A 21,281-nucleotide genomic window follows, 5' to 3' on the forward strand; every position below is an offset into this window, starting at 1 on the left:
ATAGAAATATTCAAGAAATTGAAATTGTTAACGTTCCTGGCCAAGACCGCAGCGGCCCGGCCCCGTCACAATGTAGCCAGCCCTGCACCGCCGCCAGGCAATGCAGGGCCATATCCGCTTTGGCAGAGCCGCAATCAGGCCTCTGCCGGTGCCATAACCTCTGCAAATTTCTTAAAGAACCTGGCTGCCAGTTTCTTGGCCGTGCTCTGAATCAGACGGCTGCCCAGCTGTGCCAGCTTGCCACCGATCTCGGCCCTGGCGGTGTATTTCAGCACTGTCTTGCCGTCCGCTTCCTCCAGCGTCACATCGGCGGCGCCCTTGGCGTGGCCGGCTGCGCCGCCATTGCCCTGTCCGGACAGCGAAAACGCATCCGGCGCACCCGAGGTGTCCAGCGCGACATTGCCGCTGAACCGCGCCTTCACGGGGCCGACCTTGAGCACAACCTTGGCCTCCAGCTCAGTACCGGAATGCATGATCAGCTCTTCGCAGCCCGGGATGCATTGCTGCAGGATCTCCGGGTCATTCAAGGCCTCGTAGACCCGGGCCATCGGCGCGTCGATGATGATCTCGTCGTTCAGTTCCATATGCGGTTCCTTCTCAGCAACAGGGGAATTTGATCTTGGACAGCAGCTCGGCGTGTTCCTTGGACAGCGAAACCCGCGTCAGGCGGCGCCATAAGCGGGCCAGCAGCCCGCCAGGTTTGGAGTTTCGGAGGCGGCGGCTGGTGTCAGGCATCACTCTGGTCTCCGCGCTGGCGCCGGCGCCGCACCTGTGTCAGCTGCGCCAGGATCGAGAGGGCAATCTCTTCCGGGGTGACGGCATCTATGGCCAGCCCTGCCGGCGCATGGACGGCGGCCAAAAGCGCGGGGTCGCGTCCCTCCGCGGTCAGTTTTTCGGAAAGAGAGGCGAACTTCCGGCGGCTGCCGACAAAGGCGATGAATTCCGCCCCGGCATTCAGGGCCCTGCGCAGGCTGGCGGCATCATCCTTGCCCTGGGTGGCCACCACGATCATCCGGCGGCTGCCGTCAGGCACATTTGCAGGGGCCGCATCTGCGCTGCCCGCTGCCACCGCCCATTGAAACTGCGCTGCCAGCGCTTTCAGCGCTTCCGCCACAGGCGACGCGCCATAGACCAGCAGTTCGGGCAACGGCAGCACCGGTTCGACAAAGATGTCTAGCGAGCCCTTTGACGGGCAGCCGTTCCTGGCAAAGCGTGTACCATCCTGTTCGGTGCCCGGGGTGATGCCTTCGGCCTCCAGCATGTCCTGCGGTTTCAGTGAGATCAGCTGCGGCTGCCTCTCTGCGACTGCCTGTTTCACCGCCCGCGCCAAAGCGGAACGCACACAGCTGCCACCCACCCAGCCATGGGCAATTTCTCCATCCGCCAGCAGCACGGCCTTGGCCCCGGGCTTGGCCGCGGTCAGGCCCACGGTGCGGATCACCGTGGCAATGGCAAAGGGCGCCCCTTCAGTGCGCAGCGCCTGGGTCACGGCAGCAAGATCCCGGTCTGTCAGTTCTGCAGGTGTCATAGCCGGGCAAGCTCCGGTTCGAGGGCGGCCAGGTCGTCCAGCCGGTTTGCCGCGCTGAACAGGTCAAGATACGGCAGGGCGGCGGCCATGCCGCGGGCGATGGGCTGATACCCGGCCCATCCTCTCACCGGATTGAGCCAGATGATCCGGCAGCCGCGCTTGCGCAACCGCGCCAGCGCCGCGCCCAGCAGTTCAGGCGGATCGGTGTCATAGCCGTCCGACAAGATCAGAACCACGGTGCGGCCGTCCACGAAGCGGCGCGCGTAGCTGCGTGAGAAGTGGTCCAGCGACGCGCCGATCTTTGAACCGCCGCCAAAGCCCTCCGCCATGACCGACAGGCGGCCCAGCGCGCGCAAGGCATCCTTATCGCGCAACGCATCGGTGATCCGCACCAGGCGGGTGTGGAACAGATAGGCATCGCTGGCCGGATCAGCGCGCATCAGGCCAGCCAAAAAGGCGAGAAAAACACGGGCGTACAGCGTCATCGATCCGGAAACGTCGCAGATGGCTACAACCTTCACCGGCCGGTCCGGGCGGGTTTTCCGGTACAGGCGCAGAGGCTCGCCACCCGTGGACAGGCTGCTGCGGATCACCCTGCGCAGATGCAGCCCGCTGCCCTTGCGGGAGGCCTTGCGGCGGCGCGCGCGCCGGTCGCGCAGTGCCTCCCCCAGGCGGCGGGCCACGGCTTCTGCTGCGGCGATGTCTTCCTTCTGCACCAGATCGCGCAGGTCCTTCTTCATCAGGCTGCGAGAGCTGACGGCAGCCAATCTCCCCTCGCCGCCGGTTTCTGCTGCACCGCCGCTGCCGTCCGGCGTGCTGGCCTTGCCGCCGCTGCCGCTGTCTTCGCCTTTGGCCTCGCGCGAAGAATGAACCGAGGACATATCCGGCGATGGCACCGGCACAGCCTTGGAAGACACGCGGCCGCCATTGCGCCAAAAACTGTCGAACAGATCGCCGAATTGGGCCGCATCCTCAGCGCTGCCGGCACAGACGGTTTTGAGCGCGCGGCAACAGTCATCGGCATTGCAGGCGCCGATACAAGCCAGCGCCTCCAGGGCCGTCCGGGTTTCTGCCGTTCCCAGGCGCAGCCCATTGGCGCGCAGATGCGCCATGAAGCCCGCCATCCGCGCCGCAGGCCCGGGGTCGCGGGCCGCAAACTTCGTCACCCGGCTCATGCCGCTTTTCCCGCCAGACGCTGGGCAACCTCGGTGGTGATGTTTGCGCGGTCGCTTTGGGTCTTCAGCAGAGCGGTCAGGGTCGCCAGCAGCTGCTGCGGATCATCGGTCAGGTCAGCCACGCCCAGCCCCATCAGCGCAGCCGCAAAGTCGAGCGTTTCGGCAATGCCTGGGGTTTTCTCCAGTTCTTCCTTACGCAGAGCCTGCACGAAGCCGATGATTTGCCGGGCCAAATGATCTTCGATCCCAGCGCAGCGGGCCTGCAAAATGGCCAGCTCGGCTGCCGGATCCGGATAGTCCACATGGGCATAGAGGCAACGCCGCCGCAGCGCATCGCTGAGGTCGCGGGTGCCATTGGCGGTCAGGATCACCACGGGGCGGGACGTGGCTGAAATGGTGCCCAGCTCCGGCACGGTGATCTGAAATTCCGACAGCACTTCCAGCAGATAAGCTTCGAATTCCTCATCCGCGCGGTCAATCTCATCGATCAGCAGGACCGGAGCTGTCTCCTGCCGGATCGCCTTCAGAAGCGGCCGTTCCAGCAGGAACTCTTCTGAAAAAATGCGGCTTTCCACCCCCCGCCCGGTCTCGCCATCCTCCGCCGCAGCCCGGATTGCCAGCAGTTGGCGCTGATAGTTCCACTCATAGATCGCCTGGGCGGCGTCCAGCCCTTCATAACACTGCAACCGGATCAGCTGCGTCTCCAAAACCGCCGCCAGCACCCGCGCCACCTCGGTCTTGCCAACCCCAGCGGCTCCCTCCAGCAGCAGCGGGCGGCCCAGCGCCAGCGCCAGGTGCACCGCCATCGCGAGGTCCTCTCCGGCAACATAGCCTTGGGCGGCCAACGCCTCTTTCAGCTCACCATGTGTCACAACAAGGATCCATTCTTCTTCTGGCTCAAAATATCCCGGGGGAGGTCCGGAGGGGGCTGGCTCCCTCCGGCTGGCCGAACCAGGCAATGCCGGTTCGAAACCCATTACCCATGCAGGCCCAGCTCATTGGCGGTCTTCCAGATCCGCCAATGGTCATGCGGCATATGCGTATGGCGCAGGCCAAAGGCCCGGAACGCATCCTGCACCGCATTGGAAAAGCAGGGCACGCCGCCCACATGCGGGCTTTCACCCACGCCCTTGGCACCGATCGGGTGATGCGGCGAGGGGGTCACCGTGTGGTCGGTCTCGTAGTTCGGCGTCTCCCAGGCGGTGGGCAGGAAGAAGTCCATCAGCGTCGCCGTTTTCACATTGCCCAGGTCGTCATAGGCAATCTCCTGCCCCAGGGCGACGGCCAGCGCTTCGGTCAGGCCGCCATGCACCTGGCCCTCGATGATCATCGGGTTGATCCGGGTGCCGCAGTCATCCAGCGCATAGAAACGGCGGATTTCCGGCACGCCGGTATCAACATCGATGTCCATCACGCAGACATAGGCGCCGAAGGGGTAGGTCATGTTCGGCGGATCGTAATAGCTGACTGCCTCCAGCCCCGGCTCCACGCCAGGGATCGCCTGGTTATAGGCGGCATAGGCGATGTCCTTCATGGTCCTGAATCGCTCCGGCGCGCCCTTGACCGCAAAGCGATCGACGTCGAATTCCACGTCGTCGTCGTGGACCTCCAGCAGATAGGCCGCGATCATCTGCGCCTTGGCGCGGATCTTGCGGCCTGCCAGAGCCGTCGCGGCCCCCGCCACCGGGGTTGAGCGCGAGCCGTAGGTGCCAAGACCATAAGGTGCGGTGTCGGTGTCGCCTTCCTCGATGGTGATGCTGTCGGCGGGGATGCCGGTCTCGCTGGCCAGGATCTGGGCAAAGGTGGTCGCATGCCCCTGGCCCTGGCTAATGGTGCCCAGCCGCGCGATGGCCGATCCCGTCGGGTGGATGCGGATCTCGCAGCTGTCGAACATCCCCATGCCAAGGATATCGCAGTTCTTGACCGGACCTGCCCCGACAATCTCGGTAAAGAAGCTGAGGCCGATGCCCATCAGCTTGCGGGTCTCGCCGCGTTTGAAGGCCTCGATGCGCTCCGCCTGCTCCTGCCGCAGCGCGTCATACTCGACGGTCTTCAGCGCCTTGTCCCAGGCGGTGTGATAGTCGCCGGAGTCGTATTCCCAGCCCAGAGCGGCTGTGTAGGGGAATTGCTCCTTCTTGATGAAGTTGATCCGGCGCAGCTCAGCCGCATCCATGTTCAGTTCAATCGCCAGAACCTCAATCATCCGCTCGATGAAATAGACCGCCTCCGTCACCCGGAAGGAACAGCGGTAGCTGACCCCGCCCGGCGCCTTGTTGGTGTAGACGCCATCGACGCCCAAGTAAGCCACCGGAATGTCGTAGGAGCCGGTGCAGATGTTCATGAAGCCCGCCGGGTATTTGGTCGGGTCGGCACAGGCGTCGAAGGCGCCGTGGTCGGCGGTCACATGGCAATGCAGCCCGGTGATCTTGCCTTCCTTGGTGGCCGAGATCTTGCCGGTCATCCAGTAGTCACGGGCAAAGGCGGTGGACATCAGGTTTTCCATCCGGTCCTCGATCCATTTCACCGGCTTTCCGGTGACGATGGAGGCGACAATCGAGCAGACATAGCCGGGGTAGACCCCCACCTTGTTGCCAAAGCCGCCGCCGATATCGGGGGAGATCACCCGGATGTTGTGCTCTTCGATGCCGGACAGCAGCGAGGCCACGGTGCGCACCACATGCGGCGCCTGGAAGGTGCCCCAGAGGGTCAGCTTGCCATTGACCTTGTCCATCGACGCCACCGAGCCGCAGGTTTCCAGCGGGCAGGGGTGGGTGCGGTGGTAGTACATGGTTTCTTCGGCCACAACCTCGGCGTCGTTCAGTACCTGGCTGGTGGTCTCCTCGTCGCCTGCTTCCCACAGGAAAATGTGGTTGTGATGCTTGCGGGGACCGTGCGCGCCGTCGGCTCCGGGCTCCAGATCCTCGCGCAGGACGACCTCGGATTGCAGCGCCTCAAACGGGTCGACAAGGACGGGGAGTTCTTCGTAGTCGACCTCGACCAGCTCCACCGCGTCGGCGGCCACATAGCGGTCGCGGGCCACGACAAAAGCCACCTCCTGGCCTTGGAACAGCACCTTGCCGTCAGCCAGAACCATCTGTTTATCACCCGCAAGGGTCGGCATCCAGTGCAGGTTCAGCGGCGCCAGATCTTCGGCGGTCAGCACGGCCACCACACCGTCCAGCGCCATGGCGGCCTCGGTGTTGATCGATTTGATCCGCGCATGGGCATACGGAGAGCGCACAAAGTCGCCGTGCAGCATGCCAGGCAGCTTCACGTCATCGACATAGTTGCCTTTTCCCTGGGTGAAGCGGACGTCCTCCACCCGCTTGCGGGAACATCCCAAGCCCTTGAGGTTTGCAGAACGGTCTTCACGGTCGGGGGTCATATCGTTCATTCCGCGGCCTCCTTGGCTGAGTTCATTTCAGTGGCCGCAGCCTGGATCGATTTCACGATGTTCTGATAGCCGGTGCAGCGGCAGATATTGCCGGCCATGCCGAAACGGATTTCTTCCTCCGTCGGGTTCGGGTTTTCTTCCAGCAGCTTGGTGGCACGGGTGATCATGCCCGGGGTGCAGAAGCCGCATTGCAGCCCGTGATGCTCGCGGAAGCTTTCTTGCAGCACGTGCAAAGCGTCGGGCTGGCCGATGCCTTCGATGGTGGTGATCTCGGCGCCGTTGGCCTGCGCCACAAACATGGTGCAGGATTTCACCGACTTGCCGTCCACGGTGACCGTGCAGGCACCGCAGTGGGAAGTGTCGCAGCCCACATGCGGGCCGGTCAGATCCAGGTGTTCGCGCAGGGCATAGATCAGCAGCTCGCGCGGTTCGGCCAGGAACTCGCGGTCCTCGCCGTTCACCTTCAGTTTGATATGCATCTTGTTGTTCATGTCCAATCTTCCCTCAGGCACGGTCCCAGGCGCGCTGGATGGCGCGGGTCAGGATGATGCCGGCCACATGGCGCTTGAACGCCACCGGGCCGCGGTTGTCCTCGACCGGGTCGATGTCATCGAGAACGGCCCGGACGGCGGCTTGCACGGCGGCCGCGTCCACGGCGGTGCCGGTCAGGGCCTCACCTGCCGCCTCCGACCACACCGGCACATCGCTGAGGTTGGTCATGGCGATGGAGGCCGCGGTGCAGGTGCCGCCGTCCTTCTGCAGGATCACCGCAGCGGCGGCCGTTGCGTAGTCACCGATCTTGCGCTTCTGCTTTTCATAGGCGTAACCGCCCGACGGCGCGGCAAAGCTGATCGCCGTCAGAACTTCTTCATCCTCGCGCTCGGTCATGTAGGCCGCTTCATAGAAGTCGCGGGCGGACACAGTGCGTTCGCCATCGGGGCCAGCAAGGGTGAACTCCGCATCCAGGCACTGCATCAGCCCCGGCATGTCGTTGCCGGGATCGCCGTTGGCGACATTGCCGCCTACGGTGCCCATGTAGCGCACCTGCGGGTCGGCAATGACCAGCGCTGCCTCGCGCAGGATCGGGGCAGCGTCCGCCAGCCCGTCATGCTGGATCAGCTCATGCTGGGTGACCATGGAGCCGAGGGTCACCCGGCCGTCCGCAATGGTGATGCCCTTCAAACCCGCCACATCCTGCAGGTCGATCAGATGCGGTATCTCGGCCATGCGCAGCTTCATCATCGGAATCAGGCTGTGCCCGCCCGCCATCACCCTCGCATCATCCCCGTGTTCTTCCAAAAGCGCGATCACGCCGGCCATGTCCGCCGGTCTGTGATACTCAAACGCCGCTGGTATCATCGCTTGTCCTCCCTCAACTGGCTGAGGAAGAGACTGTCTGCCACGGCGTGTTAAGGCCCGGGGATTTCAACGGTTTTCGCAGTTTCCTGCACGAAATGCGAATAGGCGCGCACGAGATGCGATGACGTTAGACGCCCAACGCCGCCCGCACGTCCTTGAGCCGCGAGCGCGACACCGGCACCTTGGCGAGGCCCGGGATATCGAAGTGGCAGACGCCGTTGTCCTTCAGCCGCACAAAGCCGCTGACATGCGCCGGATTGATCAGATAGGAACGGTGGGTCCTGATGAAATCCGTCTGCGCCAGCCGCCGCTCGGCCTCGGTGATCGACCAGCTGCAGAAATGCTGGCCTGCGGCGGTGTAAAGATGGGTGTAATGCCCCTCGGCCCGGATTGCCGCCACCGCATCGGTGCTGAAGAACTGAGTGCGGCCTTCCTGCTCATATGGGATCTGCCGCGCCGCAGGGGATGCCTCAGCTTCCGGTTCTGCTTGGGCGGCGGGCAGTGAGGCCACCCCCTCTTGCGGCTCTGCCTGAGCGGCCTGGGATGGTTTCAGATAGGTGACCCCGGTCAGCAGAAACGCCCCGCAGAGGGCAAAACTGGTCAGCACCACGCCAATGGCCAGGGTTTCGTTGCCGATCAGCGGGCCGACCTGATTGGTCACCTCCAGCGGGATGAAACTGGTGCCGGCAATGGCAATGAAATGCACCGTGAAGACGGCAAGGCCGAAACCGGCCGTGCCCAGCAGAATGTTGCGGTGGTTGCGCTCGCCATAGGCGATTGAGAACGCCGCGATGTTCAGCACGCAAGAGGCCGCAACCGCCATCAGGATGCCGCTGGGCGAATAGAGCGCGCGGCACAGCTCCAGCCCGGCCATGCCGATGTAATGCATCGCCAGCACCCCAAGCCCCACCGTGGTACCCGCCAGCGCCAGGGTCATCCGGGTGCGCTGCCAGAAATGCAGGATCAACAGCGCCACGCCGACCACCAGGATCGCCACCAGCGCCGAGGCCAGAGTGACGGCGGAGTCGTAATAGAACTGGATCGGCAGCTGCAGCCCCAGCATGGCCACAAAATGCATCGACCAGATGCCGCCGCCCAGCGCCACGGACGACAGAGCAATCGCCAGCTTCCGCTGCACGAAGGAACGCGCGGACAATCCCTTGGTCAGCGACAGCCCGGTGAACCCCGCCACCAGCGCAACGAAAAAGGAAGCGGCCACCAGCCCTTGGTTATGCGTGTAGTCCAGGACTTGCATGGCGGGAATCATTAGCCGCTCGCACAGCGCCCTGCAATAAACCTGTCGCGATCACCCTCCAGAGGGACAGATTGGGGCCGGTCCCATCGGCCCCCGCAGCAGGGCAGGTTCTGCACAAACCCTGCACAACTTGACCGGTTGAGATGCACATCCGCCTGCAACAAGGCGGCATGGAACAAAAACGTGATACCCTGCTCTGGAGCGGCCTTGCCGCCGCATCGGCCCTCTTGGCCATTGAACCGGTCCGCTGGCTGATAGACAGCTGGCACGATCCCTCCTACCAATCCGACGGCGGGCTTTACGGCTTGCTGCTGGCCGGGCTGGCCGCCGTGTCGCTGGCCAGCTCGGCACCAAACGGCGAGGACCGGCGGGCGCGGGTTCTGGTGCTGTTTCTGGCTGCGGCCTGTGTCCGGCTGGCCGGGCAAATGCTGGCCATCAACATCCTCAGCGCGCTGGCGCTGGCGGTGGACGTTTTTGCACTGGCGGCGTTCCTGCGGCTGGATCAGCGCCGGATTGCGCTGTCGCCGTTGTGGCTGGCAGTGCTGTTTCTGTTCTGCCTGCCGCTGGCGCCAGTCCTTGAGCGGGTGGCGGGTTTCCCTTTGCAGATGATCTCAGCCCGAGTGGCCTGTGCAATGCTGACGCCGTTCTTTTCGGATTTGGCCTGCGAGGGCGTCCGGCTGCGGCTGAACGGGCTGGACGTGCTGGTGGACCTGCCCTGCTCCGGCGCTTCGGGCCTGCTGCAACTGGTCAGCCTCTGGGCCTTTTTGAACGTGATCTACCGGCCCGCCCTGCCCCATGCACTGCTGGGCGGCTTTGCGATTGCCTGCGTGGCGGTGCTGGGGAACGGGCTGCGGATTACGCTTTTGGCGGCGGGGCTGGCCAATGGTATCGACACGATGGCGCCGGCGCTGCACACCGGTATCGGGCTGGGCACCCTGGCTGCTGCGGCGCTGCCGGTGCTGCTGTTCTACCGCCCCCGCCCCGCGCCTGCCGGGCGGCGGATGATGCCCGCGCTGTCCATCCCTGACAGGCTGCATTTCCCGGCGGCGGTGGTGGCGCTTGGCTTTGCCATCGCCGTGGTCAATGCACCGCGCCAGCCGCTGGACCGGTCTGCCCCGGTCAGCCAAGCCGAACTGCCGGGCCAGCTGCTGGGCCAGCGCGGTGAATCTGTTGCGCTGTCAGAGATGGAGCGCGCTTATTTCGCCTCTTATGGCGGCACCGCGCAAAAGGCGCAGTTTGGCCCGATGGGCGTGAACCTTGTGCGCACCGCCTCGCCGCTGCGCCATCTGCACTCGCCCGCCACCTGCCTTCTGGGCATGGGCTACAGCGTGCGCTTCCTCGGCACCAGGTTCGAGCCGCTGCCGACCTCGGTTTATGAGGCCACCGGCCCCGATGGCCGCGTCTGGCATGTGGCCGTCAGCTTTGTCTCGCAGGATGGCGCCCGCACTGCCGGGGTGGGCGAGGCAGTGTGGAGCTGGCTTAACGGCTCTTCCCGCGTCTGGCAGTCGGTGCAGCGTATCACCCCGCATTCCATGCCCGAACCGGACCGCGCCGCCTATGAGGCCGCGGTGCTGGCGGCCCTTGATCTGTGACTTTCCATAAGGAGATTGATCCATGCGTATCCTGACGATTTTTCTGGCTGTTTTCATCTGGCCCGTTGCTGCCCATGCCGACCCCACCCGCGATGATCTGGGCGGACGGGTGGTGGCCCGCGCCGGCAGCGAGACCTTTGACCTGCCGCTTGTGGACAGCGCGCTGAAGGTCAGCATCCAGGGCGACATGGCCACGGTCGAGGTGCGCCAAACCTTCCAAAACCCCGCGCGCGTGCCTGTGGAGGCGGAGTATCTCTTCCCGCTGAACCAGCACGCAGCGGTCTATGGAATGGTGATGCAGGTGGGAAAGGAAACCGTGCAAGCGGTGATCCGCAGGAAGGCTCAGGCCGAGGCAGAATTTGAGCGGGCTGCAGAGGAAGGCAAGGCCGCCGCGCTGCTGACCCAGCACCGTCCCAACATGTTCACTCAGCGCATTGCCAACCTGATGCCAGGCCTGCCGGTGGAGGTGACACTGCGCTATGTTCAGATGGTGCCCAAGATCGACGGCCAGCACGAACTGGTTGTGCCGCTGATCGTCGGTCCGCGCTATCAAAGCCCCGGATTAGAGCCGCAATCGGCGCGTGCAGAAGAGGCCCCGCTGGAAAATGCCACCTGGTCGGTGGACCCGCTGCCCGCCTATCCTCAGGTCGCAGGCCTCGACCTGCCGGAGACAGTCACGCCTGAGCGGGTGTCGCTGGACCTGACCCTGAAAAGCGGTGTTGAGGTCTCTGGCTTTCACAGCCCAACCCATCCGCTGACCACCACAGAAGATGAAGCCGGCCTGATCGCTGCCTTCGCAGATGGCAAGGTTTTGGACAACCGCGACCTGGTGCTGCGTTACGAACTGGGCGGAGAGGATTTGCAGGCCGCTGCCCTGTCGCATCAGGACGCACGCGGCAGTTTCCTGTCGCTGCTGGTGGAACCGCCTGCCGCTGCCGATGAGGCCACCGCCACCCCGCGCGAACTGGTGTTTGTTCTCGACACCTCCGGCTCGATGTCCGGCCAGCCGATGGCCGCCAGCAAACGCTTTATGGACGCGGCACTGCAGGACCTGCGTCCCGGCGATTATTTCCGCATCATCCCCTTTGCCAGCTCCGCCCGCCATTTCTCGGACATCGCCACCCCGGCGACTGCCGCCAGCATCCGCAAGGGCCGTAAGTTCGTCTCGCGCCTGTCCGCCGGCGGCGGCACCGAGATCGACCATGCCGTCCGCACCGCATTCGCGACCGCCAGCCCGGCAGATGCCATGCGCATCGTGGTGTTCCTGTCGGACGGCTATATCGGCGATGAGGCCCGGGTGCTGCGCACCATCCGCAAGCAGATCGGCCAGGCCCGCATCTATGCCTTTGGCATCGGCAATTCAGTGAACCGCTACCTGCTGGACGCAATGGCAGAGGAAGGCCGCGGCTACTCCCGCCATGTCGGGCTGGACGAGGACGCGCTGGAAGCGGCCGAAGTTCTGGCCGCAAACCTCAAGACACCGCTCCTGACGGATATCGAGGTGGACTGGGGCGGATTGGAGGTCTCCGAGGTGACACCTTCGCGTCTGCCTGACCTTTTCGCCGGCAGCAGCCTGCGAATCCATGCCCGCTACAAAGGCACGCAGAAGGGGCAGATCCTGCTCAAGGGGCTGGTGCAAGGGCGGCCCGCGCAGATGCCGGTGCAGCTGACCCTGACTGATGATGCAAGCAACGCCGCACTGCCGCTGGTCTGGGCCCGCAACCGGATCGCCACCTTGGAGCGCCAGATCGCTGTCGGCGACCGCTCTGGAGCGGCCGAAAAGGAGATTACCCACCTGGGCCTGGAGTACGCCCTGCAAACCCGCAACACCTCCTTTGTCGCCGTGTCCAGCCAAGTTGTGAACAGCACCGGCCAGACCGCGCGGGCCGCCACTGTTCCGCTGCCGATGGTTTCAGGTGTGACTGCACAGGCTTACCCGTCGCAGGGGTTCTCGGGCTCCTCCTCACCCGAGCCCGAAGCCATCCTCGGCCTGGCGCTGGTTGCGGCAATGACACTGCTGGGCCTGCGCCCGCGTCGGGCCCGGCGGGCATAGGACCGCCGCTGATGCAGCTTCTGGTGGACAACGCGAAAACCGCTTGCGAAAAACCGGGCATGGAACCGCATATCCTGATCGTCGATGACGACCCCAAGATCCGCGACGTGATCCGCATCGCCGTGCAGGGTGCCGGCATGCGCACCAGTGAGGCCGCCAACGGCCAGGACGCGCTGACACATCTGGGGCGCGACCCCATAGACCTGGTGCTGCTGGATATAGGCATGCCACAGATGGACGGGTTTGAATGCTGCAAGGCAATCCGGGCGCGCTCGGACCTGCCAGTGCTGTTCCTGACCGCGAAGGATGACGAGATCGACCGGGTGCTGGGGTTTCAACTGGGAGCCGATGATTTTGTCGCCAAACCCTTCAGCCCGCGCGAGCTGGTGCTGCGGATCAAGGCGATCCTGGCCCGCGGCCGCCGGGCGCAGCCGCAAGCCTTGCAGCACGGGGCACTGGAACTGGACACGAGCGGGCACGCCTGCCGCGTCGGCGGCTCCGCTATCGATCTGACCGCAACCGAATTCCAGCTGCTGGCAACGCTCCTGCGCCATCCGTCTCAGGTCCATGACCGCAATGTGCTGATCGAAGCGGTCTATGGGGCAAACTCCACCATGTCCGGCCGCACCATCGACAGCCACATCCGCAACATCCGTGCCAAGGCGGCGCAGGCGGGTTGCATCGACGTCATCACCACCGTTCACGGCGTCGGCGTGAAACTGGGCGCCTGCACGTGCCCGGGGTGAGGCGCGTTCACCGCAAATGGCGCCCGTCGATGGCCCTGGTGGTGGCGATGGTCTGCTGCGCGCTGGTCTCGATCCCGCTGGCGGCGATGCTGACGGTGCGGCTGACCTCCAGCCAGTTTGTGCGCGAGACCGAGCAGGCCCTGCTGCAGCAGGGCGCCATCTATGCCGAAATCTACCGCAGCCGCTTTGAAGCCGCCAGTGGCCGCAGCATTGGCAATATTCCCGAAAAGGAAGTGCTTGAGTTCTGGGCCAGCGATCTGCGCCCGGCGCGGGCCAGCATCAACCTGCGCCGCGACCCTGTGCTGCCGCCGATGCCCGCCGGCGATGCGGCCGGTACCTTGCCCGACCCGCGCCACCAGGCGCTGCTGCCTGCGCTGATCGAAATGGCCCGGGCCGCGGGCAAGAGCACCTTGGCCGGGGTGATCTTTCTGGATCACGAGGGGAATGGCACCGGCGAAGAGGGGCTGCGCTCCCATGCCGCCCTGCCCGAGGTGCAGGCGGCGCTGGCCGGACAGCTTGGCACCGCGTTGCGCGCCCGCGACGACGCCTATGGCCGCCACCCGCTGGCCTCGCTCAGCCGCGACACCGGATACCGGGTCTTTGTCGCCTACCCGGTGCTGTCGCACAGCCGGGTGATCGGCGTGATCCTGCTGTCGCGCACGCCGCTGAACCTCAGCAAATTCCTGTTCCGCGAGCGTGATGCGCTGATCATCATGGCGCTGTTCACCCTCACTGGCGCTGCGCTGACCGGCTATCTGATGCTGCGGCTGATGTCGCGCCCGGTGCGCGGCCTGCGCGATGAGGCGCGGGCCATTGCCGAGGGCGGCAAGCCGCCCGCGCAGCCGCTGCAGCACTACGGGGTACGCGAGCTGGCCGAGCTGGGCCAGAGCATGCTGTCGATGGCCGGCACGCTGCATAGCCGGTCGCGCGAAATCGCCACCTACACCGACCACGTCACCCACGAGCTGAAATCGCCGGTCACCTCGATCACCGGCGCCGCCGAGCTGCTGTCGGAGCCTGCCCTGTCTGCTGAAGACCGGAACAGGCTGCTGGACAACATCCGCAGCGAAGCCGCCCGCATGAACACCCTGCTGACCGGCCTGCGCGAGATGGCGCAGCTGCGCCAGGCCAGCAAATCAGGTCCCGGGCGCCTGCAAGACATGCTGCCTGCGATTGACGGGCTGTCGGTCCGGATCGTTTCTCCCGGAGACGGGCTTGTGCCTTTGTCGGAAGAGCATGGCCAGGTCATCCTGGCCCATATGGCGCAAAATGCCCGCGCCCATGGGGCCACGGCGCTGGATTTGCAGTATGACAGCGGGCTGCTGCGGATTTCGGACGACGGCGAGGGGTTGAGCGAAAGCGATATTCCACGGCTGGCGGATCCGTTCTTTACCACCCGCCGTGATGCGGGCGGCACCGGCATGGGGCTGGCAATCGTGACCGCTGTGCTTGACGGCTACGGCGCGGCGCTGACCCCGGTTGCAGCCCCCCATGGGGCCGTCTTCGAAATCCGCTTTACCTGACCCAGGCTCCCTGCCCGCCAGCGCCGCCTGACCTGCTCCGGCAGTGATCCAATCATGATGTGCCCTGCCGCAACCGGCGCAGCACCGCTTGGGTGACGGCAGCCGTATCAGCCGCCCCGCCCAGATCCGGCGGCAGCAGCCCAGCATTCAAAGCCTCATCCACGGCCTGTTCGATGACACGCGCGGCCGCAGGCTGGCCAAAGCCATGCTCAAACATCATCGCCACAGACAGGATTGCGCCGATTGGATTGGCGATCCCTTGTCCGGAGATATCCGGCGCGCTGCCATGGGTCGGCTCGTAAAGCCCGCCTTTCACCGGGTGCCCTGCCCGCGCGGCGGCAGGCAGGGTCGCTGACGGCAGCATGCCCAGAGACCCTGAGACCACTGCGATCAGATCCGAGATGAGATCCCCGAACAGGTTGTCGGCCAAGAGCACGTCAAAGTTCCGCGGCGCGCGGGCAACGGCAAACAGCGCATAGTCCATCAGCAGGTGCTGCAGGGTTACATCCGGGTACTCGTCGCGCCCTATCCGTTCCACTGTTTCACGCCAGAGCTTGCCGCTTTCCATCACGTTGGACTTGTCCAGTGAGGTGACATGCCCCCGCCGCCCGCGGGCCGCCTCAAAGGCGCAACGTGCGATGCGTTCAATCTCGGCCGTGCGGTATTCGCTGATTTCAAAAGCCCGGATCTGGCCGTCACTCAGCACCTCGCGCCCCCGGGGTTCGCCATAGTAGATGCCGCCCGAGTTTTCCCGCACGACCATCAGGTCAGCGCCTACCACAACCTCCTGCCGGTAGGATGTCTGCGGAAGGAGCGCGGACCAGGCACGCGCGGGGCGCAGAGCGTTGTACACATCCAGCTCGATCCGCAGGCGGGTCAGCCCGTCCGTTTCGGTTATGGGCCCGTCAATCCTGATGCCATCCCACTCCGGCCCGCCAACCGCACCGACCAGGATGGCATCCGCTGCCCGCGCCTTGGCCACAACCGCATCCGTGCAGAAGGTGCCATGAACATCCCAGGATGCGCCGCCTAGGAGGTCTTCCTCAACCTCAACCGCCACACCGAATTGATCCGCGGCCTGACGCAGCACTTCCAGCCCGCTCGCTACAACTTCTGGGCCAATATGGTCACCGCCCAGAGCCAGCACCTTGAACGGGCCGCTCATCCTGCCATGCCCTGCTGCAGCACCAGATGCATGGCGTCAGGGTCCAGATCCCGCTGAAGCAGGCGCATGCTGGAATGGAAATCGTCCAGGTCCACCGAAGATGTCAGCACCGCACGCGGCGGGGTTTCGGGCGTGAAGCCGGTCCGCCCGTGCAGCAGCCGCTGGTTGTCGAACAGCAGCCCCTCGCCCGCCTTCAGATCCAAGGTCAGGCGCAGGTCCGCGCTATAGAGAAGCTCAAACAGCCGTTTCAAGGCGCGGTAGACTGGCATCACCTGATCTGCCGGCACATCCAGCGGAGAAATTTGCCGTTCATTCATCCGCACACCGCTGACCTCGCCCTGGTCATCCAGCCGGATCACAGGCAGGCGGGATTTGTACCAGCGCATGTTGCCATGGCTGTTATCGCCCGGGTCAAAACGCTGGCAGGTGACTGGCGTGTTGCACAGCAGCTCAAAGTCCTCCGGCCATTGCTCCTTCAGCCGCCGGGCGGCTTCGAACCCGTCCACCAGCGTCGAGGCGCCTCCGTTCGAGCTGGGCCGCAGAACCTGAAACACGGTGATCCCGATCGCCGCATAGCGGTAGGGTTCATCCACATGCGGGTCCAGCGGGCCGGTGGTGTCACCCACATTGGTTACGGTTGATTTCTTTTTCAGCGTATAGGTGCCGTAGTGCGTCTGCCGCTGCGCCCCAACCAGATTGATCATCCGCTGGCTTTCCGCTCTGTCGGTGGGCGCATCCACGATCTTGCAGAACCCGTAATCCCGCACCGTTTCCAGGATTTTCAACCGGGCTGCCGGATCCGCCTCTGCCCCGGTCAGCGATCCAACCGGAAGATCCGCGCTGATTGAGCTGCCCCACAGGACAGGCTGCACCCGCCTGCGCGCACGCTCAGCATCCGAGTAACAGTGATTGCGCAGCCAGCGCGCGGCATATTCGGAGCGGTGGCCGTCCGGCCAGGTGACCAGAACACCTTCGCCTTGCAGCTCTGCGCTTTCGATAGAGATTTCTTCGCCGATGTGATGCAAGCGGATGCCGCGCACGCCGGTCTCCGGGGTGCCGCAGTCCGCACACCAGCATTGATGACGCAGCCAGATGGGATGAAACCGGCTTTCGTGGCCGTCCTCCCAGGTTACGGTCAATAGGCCGCTTTTGGTGGCGGCGGCGGAGCGGATGCAGTGGCGTGCCGATGGCATTGGTCTGTTCCTCGCGGGTTTCCTGCCCGCAATAAAGCCGCTTTCGAATTTGTTTGACAAATTCCAATTCAACACAGGATGGTTGAGCCAGGCTCACACATGGACTGCAGATGCTGCCCGATCCCAAAGACCCCTCTTACCTGGGTGCCCTGGTTTATTTTCACCATGCCGCCGAAAGCCTGAGCTTTTCCCGTGCGGCCCAAGCCTTGAACGTGACGCCTTCTGCAGTCAGCCACCGCATCACGGCGCTTGAAAATGCCATTGGCAAACGGTTGTTCGAACGCCGCGTGCGTGAAGTCAGGCTGACGCAGGATGGCGCCGAACTGGCGCGCGCCACGGCGTTGATCTGGAAGGAACTCACTGGGATCACCGGAAAACTGACAACCCAGGAGGTGCTGCGGGTCTCGGTCGGACCCTATCTGTCGTCGCAATGGCTGCTTCCCAGAATTGGCGCCTTCGAAGCGCAGCATCCCGGCCTGCGGGTGGATCTGATCCATACGATCGGACCACCGGATGCCGGTCTGGCGGATGTCTCGATCATCTGGGCCGGGCTGGACAGCCCTGCATCCGGCGCGGAATTGCTGTTTGATACCAATGCCGTTCCAGTTGCCGCACCTGGCCTGCAGACCGGCAGCAACTTCTGGGAGGAAGCGCTGGCGCCCATCCACTACCGCGACCGGTCAACCTGGCGTGATTGGCTGTCGGCGATCGGTGCGCCGGCCGGCTTTGCAGAACGCGGCGAAGTCCTGGAAGAGCCCCACATGGTTTTGGAAGCGGCCGCATACAGGCGGGGCATTGCGATCGGCTTTCTGCCCTTTATCGGCATATTCTTCGGCCAGGGGCGGCTTGTGCATGTGGGAACCCATTCGATCCGCTCCAACCGGGGCTACTTTCTGCAAGTGAATTCAGACGCCAGGCCAAAAGCCGGAGTATTTGCCAGCTGGGTCAAAGAACAGGCGAAGGAACTGATACTCTGCACCGGAGCAGAGACATGATTCCGTGCCGGAACGGTGCGAACCATCTTTGCAAGTCAATCCGTCCTACTTGAGCGGCCGAAATTGATTACCAGTGTATCGCTGGCGCCAGGTCCATCGGAACGATAGTTTCCGGTGCCCATGGGCAGCAGCGTCCTACTGCCTTGAGGGGCAAGCACCTGCTCATACCGGATCACCTCTGCCAGCGCAGCGAGGGCAGCCTCGAGGGATTCCTTGGACCAACTGTAATACAAGCTCTGCGCAATACCCTCGCGGCAACTCAGCTCTGCAATGCTGTCCTCGCGGTTCAGACCGTCCAGGACGATCCTGATTTTCTCCTCTGCCTAAACCGTCCTATTGGCGCTGCCGCCGGACATGCGGGAGAGACACAACTTTGAGGTAGCGACTAAATGAGGTTACACCCGCTTTGGTGTGTGGTTCTAGCTAGTGAAATCACTGCAAAACCCTGCGAAGCTTGTCCCGCTCAGCAGCCATTTGGTAGCCGGGGCCCAAACGCTCGTATTGCGCCAATGATCCTCTGCTGCACATGCCAGAGGCTGCCTGGCAACGGGCGCCTGCCAGGGGCTCTTAGAGGAAAACAAACAACCAGGTGTGCGGAGGCAGAGTTGATCTCGGCCGCACAGGGCACTCTTGAGCCTTCAATGCGCCTGTGACCTACTCCACAACTCACCGTGCTCTCGGCGAGTACAGCTAGCCGGAGCGGCAATCATGAAGAAGCGCCAAGAGCAAGAAACCCTAAGGTCAACTCAAGCGAGAGAACTGCGCGGCCTCTAGTCCTCAGCTCACCTTTACCGTGTGCTAGAACCAAAACTATGGGCAATTTGCGCAAAAGTATGGGTCTAAAACACGCTTTTGGGCGGTCCCACAACAAATCAGAAGTCCAGGTTTTCCACGCTCAGCGCATTTTTCTGGATGAATTCCCGGCGCGGTTCCACCACGTCGCCCATCAGCTTGGTGAACAGATCATCCGCCTCGACCATATCGTCGACGCGCACCTGCAATAGCGTGCGGGCGTCCGGGTCCAGGGTGGTTTCCCATAGCTGGTCCGGGTTCATTTCGCCCAGACCCTTGTAACGCTGCAAGGTCAGGCCCTTTTCGCCTTCCTCCAGAATTGCGGCCAGCAGGCCAAGCGGGCCGTGGATGATCTGGCTGCGGTCGCGGCGGACCAGCTGGGCGGTGGAGCCGTAGACCTCTTGCAGGCTTTGGGTGAAACTGCCGGTCTTGCGGGCTTCGCCGGAACGCAGCATCGGGCCGTCCAGGGTGCGCACTTCTTCGACGCCGCGCAGGATGCGGGCCAGGCGGATGCCGTGATCCTGGGTGATCCGGCCCTGCCAGCCGCGTTCGTATTCCAGCGCAATGGCGTCCAGCCGCGCGGCCACCTTGTCGGCCACGCCCTGCAGATCGGAATCCACCGCGCCTGGCACAAAGGCGCCGGCCACAGCGGCCTGCTCCAGAATGTGGCGAGGATAGTGGGTCGGGAAGGCATCCAGCACGCGTTTCAGCTGCCGCGCCTCATCCACCACGCGGGTGAGGTCGGCGCCGGCCATCTCAGACCCGTTGCCCAGCTTCAGCACCGCGCCGTCGACGCCCTGGTTGATCAGGTAATCATCCAGCGCTGCCTGGTCCTTGAGGTAGACCTCGGACTTGCCACGCGCCACCTTGTAAAGCGGCGGCTGCGCAATATAGAGATAGCCGCCCTCGATCAGCTCCGGCATCTGCCGGTAGAAGAAGGTAAGCAGCAGGGTGCGGATGTGGGCGCCATCAACATCGGCGTCGGTCATGATGACAATCTTGTGGTAGCGCAGTTTTTCGATGTTGAATTCATCCCGGCCGATGCCGGTACCCAGCGCCATCACCAGGTTGCCGATCTCCTGGCTCGACAGCATCCGGTCAAAGCGCGCGCGTTCCACGTTCAGAATCTTGCCGCGCAGGGGCAGGATCGCCTGGGTCATCCGGTCCCGGCCTGTCTGGGCCGAACCGCCGGCCGAGTCCCCCTCGACCAGGAAGACTTCGGTCTTCGACGGATCCTTCTCAGAACAGTCTTTCAGCTTGCCCGCCAGATAGTTCACGTCCATCGCGGTCTTGCGGCGGGTCAGTTCGCGTGCCTTGCGGGCGGCCTCGCGCGCCAGCGCGGCCTCAACGATCTTGCCAACGATCTGCTTGGCCTCGTTCGGGTTTTCCTCGAACCACTCGGCCAGCTTTTCGCCCATCAGGCTTTCAACCACCGGGCGCACCTCGGAGGACACCAGCTTGTCCTTGGTCTGGCTGGAGAATTTCGGGTCCGGCACCTTGACCGACAGAACACAGGTCAGGCCTTCGCGGGCGTCGTCACCAGTGAAGGAGACCTTCTCTTTCTTGGCGATGCCCGAAGTCTGAGCATAGTTGTTGATGGTCCGTGTCAGCGCACCGCGGAAGCCCGCCACATGGGTACCGCCGTCACGCTGCGGGATGTTGTTGGTGAAGGGCAGCACCGTCTCGTGGTAGCTGTCGTTCCACCACATGGCGATCTCGACGCCGATATCGTCCTTTTCCCCCACGATGTAGACCGGAGCCTCCATCACCGGAGTCTTGTGCCGGTCCAGGTACTTGACAAATTCCTTGACGCCACCCTCGTAGAACAGCTCAGCCGAGAGTTTCTCTGCCGGACGCTCGTCTTCCAGAATGATCCGCACACCGGAGTTGAGGAAGGCCAGCTCGCGCAAGCGCTTTTCCAGCGTCTCGAATGAATACTCCAGGTTCGAGAATGTGTCCGTCGACGCCATGAAGCGGACTTCGGTGCCGGTCTGGTCGCCGCACTCGCCGACCACTTCCAGATGTTTGACGGTATCGCCGCGTTCAAACCGGGCCACGTGTTCCTTGCCGTTGCGCCAGATCCGCAGCTCCAGCCAATCGGACAGCGCGTTCACCACCGAAACACCCACGCCGTGCAGGCCGCCGGAAACCTTGTAGGAGTTCGAGTCGAACTTACCGCCCGCGTGCAGCTGGGTCATGATGACCTCTGCCGCAGAGACACCTTCCTCAGCGTGGATATCCACCGGAATTCCGCGCCCGTTGTCACTGACTGAGACGCTGGAATCGGCGTGAATTTTCACCGTCACATGGTCGGCGTGGCCTGCCAGCGCCTCGTCGATGCCATTGTCCACAACCTCATAGACCATGTGGTGCAGGCCCGAGCCGTCATCCGTGTCCCCGATATACATGCCGGGGCGCTTGCGAACCGCCTCCAAGCCTTTAAGAACCTTGATGGAATCCGCGCCATATTCTGCGGGAGCCTGCTCGTTTCCGGACATTCGCATCTTCCTG

17 protein-coding genes and 1 pseudogene are annotated in these 21,281 nt (G+C 63.9%); 5 read left to right on the top strand and 13 right to left on the bottom strand.

The window, feature by feature from the left end; translation table 11 throughout:
* Positions 1–134: 134 nt before the first annotated feature.
* From ACXAEH_RS13575 to ACXAEH_RS13615, 9 genes are all read right to left on the bottom strand, one after another.
* Entirely contained in the window at positions 135–584 is a 450-nt protein-coding gene (locus tag ACXAEH_RS13575; RefSeq protein ID WP_475033488.1) for a CoxG family protein, read from the bottom strand.
* Between the two features lie 13 nt (positions 585–597).
* A complete protein-coding gene (locus tag ACXAEH_RS13580) occupies positions 598–735 on the bottom strand; it encodes a hypothetical protein (RefSeq protein ID WP_475033490.1) in 138 nt (45 codons plus the stop codon).
* Positions 728–1,528 carry an XdhC family protein gene (locus tag ACXAEH_RS13585; protein WP_475033492.1) on the bottom strand — a complete coding sequence of 267 codons (801 nt, stop codon included), beginning with the start codon at positions 1,526–1,528 and terminating at the stop codon, positions 728–730. The genes ACXAEH_RS13580 and ACXAEH_RS13585 overlap by 8 nt, the downstream gene beginning before the upstream one ends.
* Positions 1,525–2,703: a vWA domain-containing protein gene (locus ACXAEH_RS13590; RefSeq protein WP_475033494.1), complete on the bottom strand. Its 1,179-nt coding sequence runs from the start codon at positions 2,701–2,703 to the stop codon at positions 1,525–1,527. Before ACXAEH_RS13590 ends, ACXAEH_RS13585 begins: the two co-directional genes overlap by 4 nt.
* A complete protein-coding gene (locus ACXAEH_RS13595; RefSeq protein WP_475033496.1) occupies positions 2,700–3,575 on the bottom strand; it encodes an AAA family ATPase in 876 nt (291 codons plus the stop codon). The genes ACXAEH_RS13590 and ACXAEH_RS13595 overlap by 4 nt, the downstream gene beginning before the upstream one ends.
* A 104-nt stretch (positions 3,576–3,679) precedes the next feature.
* The gene (locus ACXAEH_RS13600; protein WP_475033498.1) at positions 3,680–6,097 is read right to left on the bottom strand and encodes an aerobic carbon-monoxide dehydrogenase large subunit; all 2,418 of its coding nucleotides are present in this window, start codon (positions 6,095–6,097) and stop codon (positions 3,680–3,682) included.
* Entirely contained in the window at positions 6,094–6,588 is a 495-nt protein-coding gene (locus tag ACXAEH_RS13605; RefSeq protein ID WP_475033499.1) for a (2Fe-2S)-binding protein, read from the bottom strand. The genes ACXAEH_RS13600 and ACXAEH_RS13605 overlap by 4 nt, the downstream gene beginning before the upstream one ends.
* Before the next feature lie 13 nt (positions 6,589–6,601).
* A complete protein-coding gene (locus ACXAEH_RS13610; protein WP_475033501.1) occupies positions 6,602–7,456 on the bottom strand; it encodes an FAD binding domain-containing protein in 855 nt (284 codons plus the stop codon).
* 127 nt (positions 7,457–7,583) lie between these two features.
* A complete protein-coding gene (locus tag ACXAEH_RS13615; protein WP_475033503.1) occupies positions 7,584–8,711 on the bottom strand; it encodes an MHYT domain-containing protein in 1,128 nt (375 codons plus the stop codon).
* A 170-nt stretch (positions 8,712–8,881) separates the two neighbouring features.
* On the opposite strand from ACXAEH_RS13615, the gene xrtT reads away from it, so the two are divergent.
* From xrtT to ACXAEH_RS13635, 4 genes are read left to right on the top strand one after another with little or no spacing between them, the layout of a single operon-like run.
* Positions 8,882–10,303, top strand: coding sequence for an exosortase T (gene xrtT / locus ACXAEH_RS13620; protein ID WP_475033505.1), 1,422 nt, complete (start codon positions 8,882–8,884; stop codon positions 10,301–10,303).
* A gap of 22 nt (positions 10,304–10,325) precedes the next feature.
* Positions 10,326–12,356, top strand: a complete 2,031-nt coding sequence (locus ACXAEH_RS13625; protein ID WP_475033507.1) for a VIT and vWA domain-containing protein — start codon at positions 10,326–10,328, stop codon at positions 12,354–12,356.
* Between the two features lie 11 nt (positions 12,357–12,367).
* A complete protein-coding gene (locus ACXAEH_RS13630; RefSeq protein WP_475033509.1) occupies positions 12,368–13,102 on the top strand; it encodes a response regulator transcription factor in 735 nt (244 codons plus the stop codon).
* The gene (locus tag ACXAEH_RS13635) at positions 13,099–14,625 is read left to right on the top strand and encodes a histidine kinase dimerization/phospho-acceptor domain-containing protein (protein ID WP_475033511.1); all 1,527 of its coding nucleotides are present in this window, start codon (positions 13,099–13,101) and stop codon (positions 14,623–14,625) included. Before ACXAEH_RS13630 ends, ACXAEH_RS13635 begins: the two co-directional genes overlap by 4 nt.
* A gap of 52 nt (positions 14,626–14,677) precedes the next feature.
* Here ACXAEH_RS13635 and leuB read toward each other — a convergent pair whose 3' ends face one another.
* Both leuB and ACXAEH_RS13645 read right to left on the bottom strand, forming a co-directional pair.
* The gene (gene leuB, locus ACXAEH_RS13640) at positions 14,678–15,790 is read right to left on the bottom strand and encodes a 3-isopropylmalate dehydrogenase (protein WP_475033513.1); all 1,113 of its coding nucleotides are present in this window, start codon (positions 15,788–15,790) and stop codon (positions 14,678–14,680) included.
* Positions 15,787–16,983, bottom strand: a complete 1,197-nt coding sequence (locus ACXAEH_RS13645; protein WP_475033515.1) for a TauD/TfdA family dioxygenase — start codon at positions 16,981–16,983, stop codon at positions 15,787–15,789. The genes leuB and ACXAEH_RS13645 overlap by 4 nt, the downstream gene beginning before the upstream one ends.
* A gap of 110 nt (positions 16,984–17,093) precedes the next feature.
* On the opposite strand from ACXAEH_RS13645, the gene ACXAEH_RS13650 reads away from it, so the two are divergent.
* Positions 17,094–17,978: a LysR family transcriptional regulator gene (locus tag ACXAEH_RS13650; protein ID WP_475033517.1), complete on the top strand. Its 885-nt coding sequence runs from the start codon at positions 17,094–17,096 to the stop codon at positions 17,976–17,978.
* Between the two features lie 179 nt (positions 17,979–18,157).
* Here the strand turns inward: ACXAEH_RS13650 and ACXAEH_RS13655 are convergent.
* Both ACXAEH_RS13655 and gyrB read right to left on the bottom strand, forming a co-directional pair.
* Positions 18,158–18,301, bottom strand: a pseudogene (locus ACXAEH_RS13655) (transposase); the annotation flags it as partial.
* A gap of 549 nt (positions 18,302–18,850) precedes the next feature.
* Complete coding sequence (gene gyrB, locus ACXAEH_RS13660; RefSeq protein WP_475033518.1) at positions 18,851–21,268, bottom strand: DNA topoisomerase (ATP-hydrolyzing) subunit B; 2,418 nt, start codon at positions 21,266–21,268, stop codon at positions 18,851–18,853.
* Between the last annotated feature and the right edge of the window lie 13 nt (positions 21,269–21,281).

This window comes from Leisingera sp. ABM4_060, from assembly GCF_056158765.1.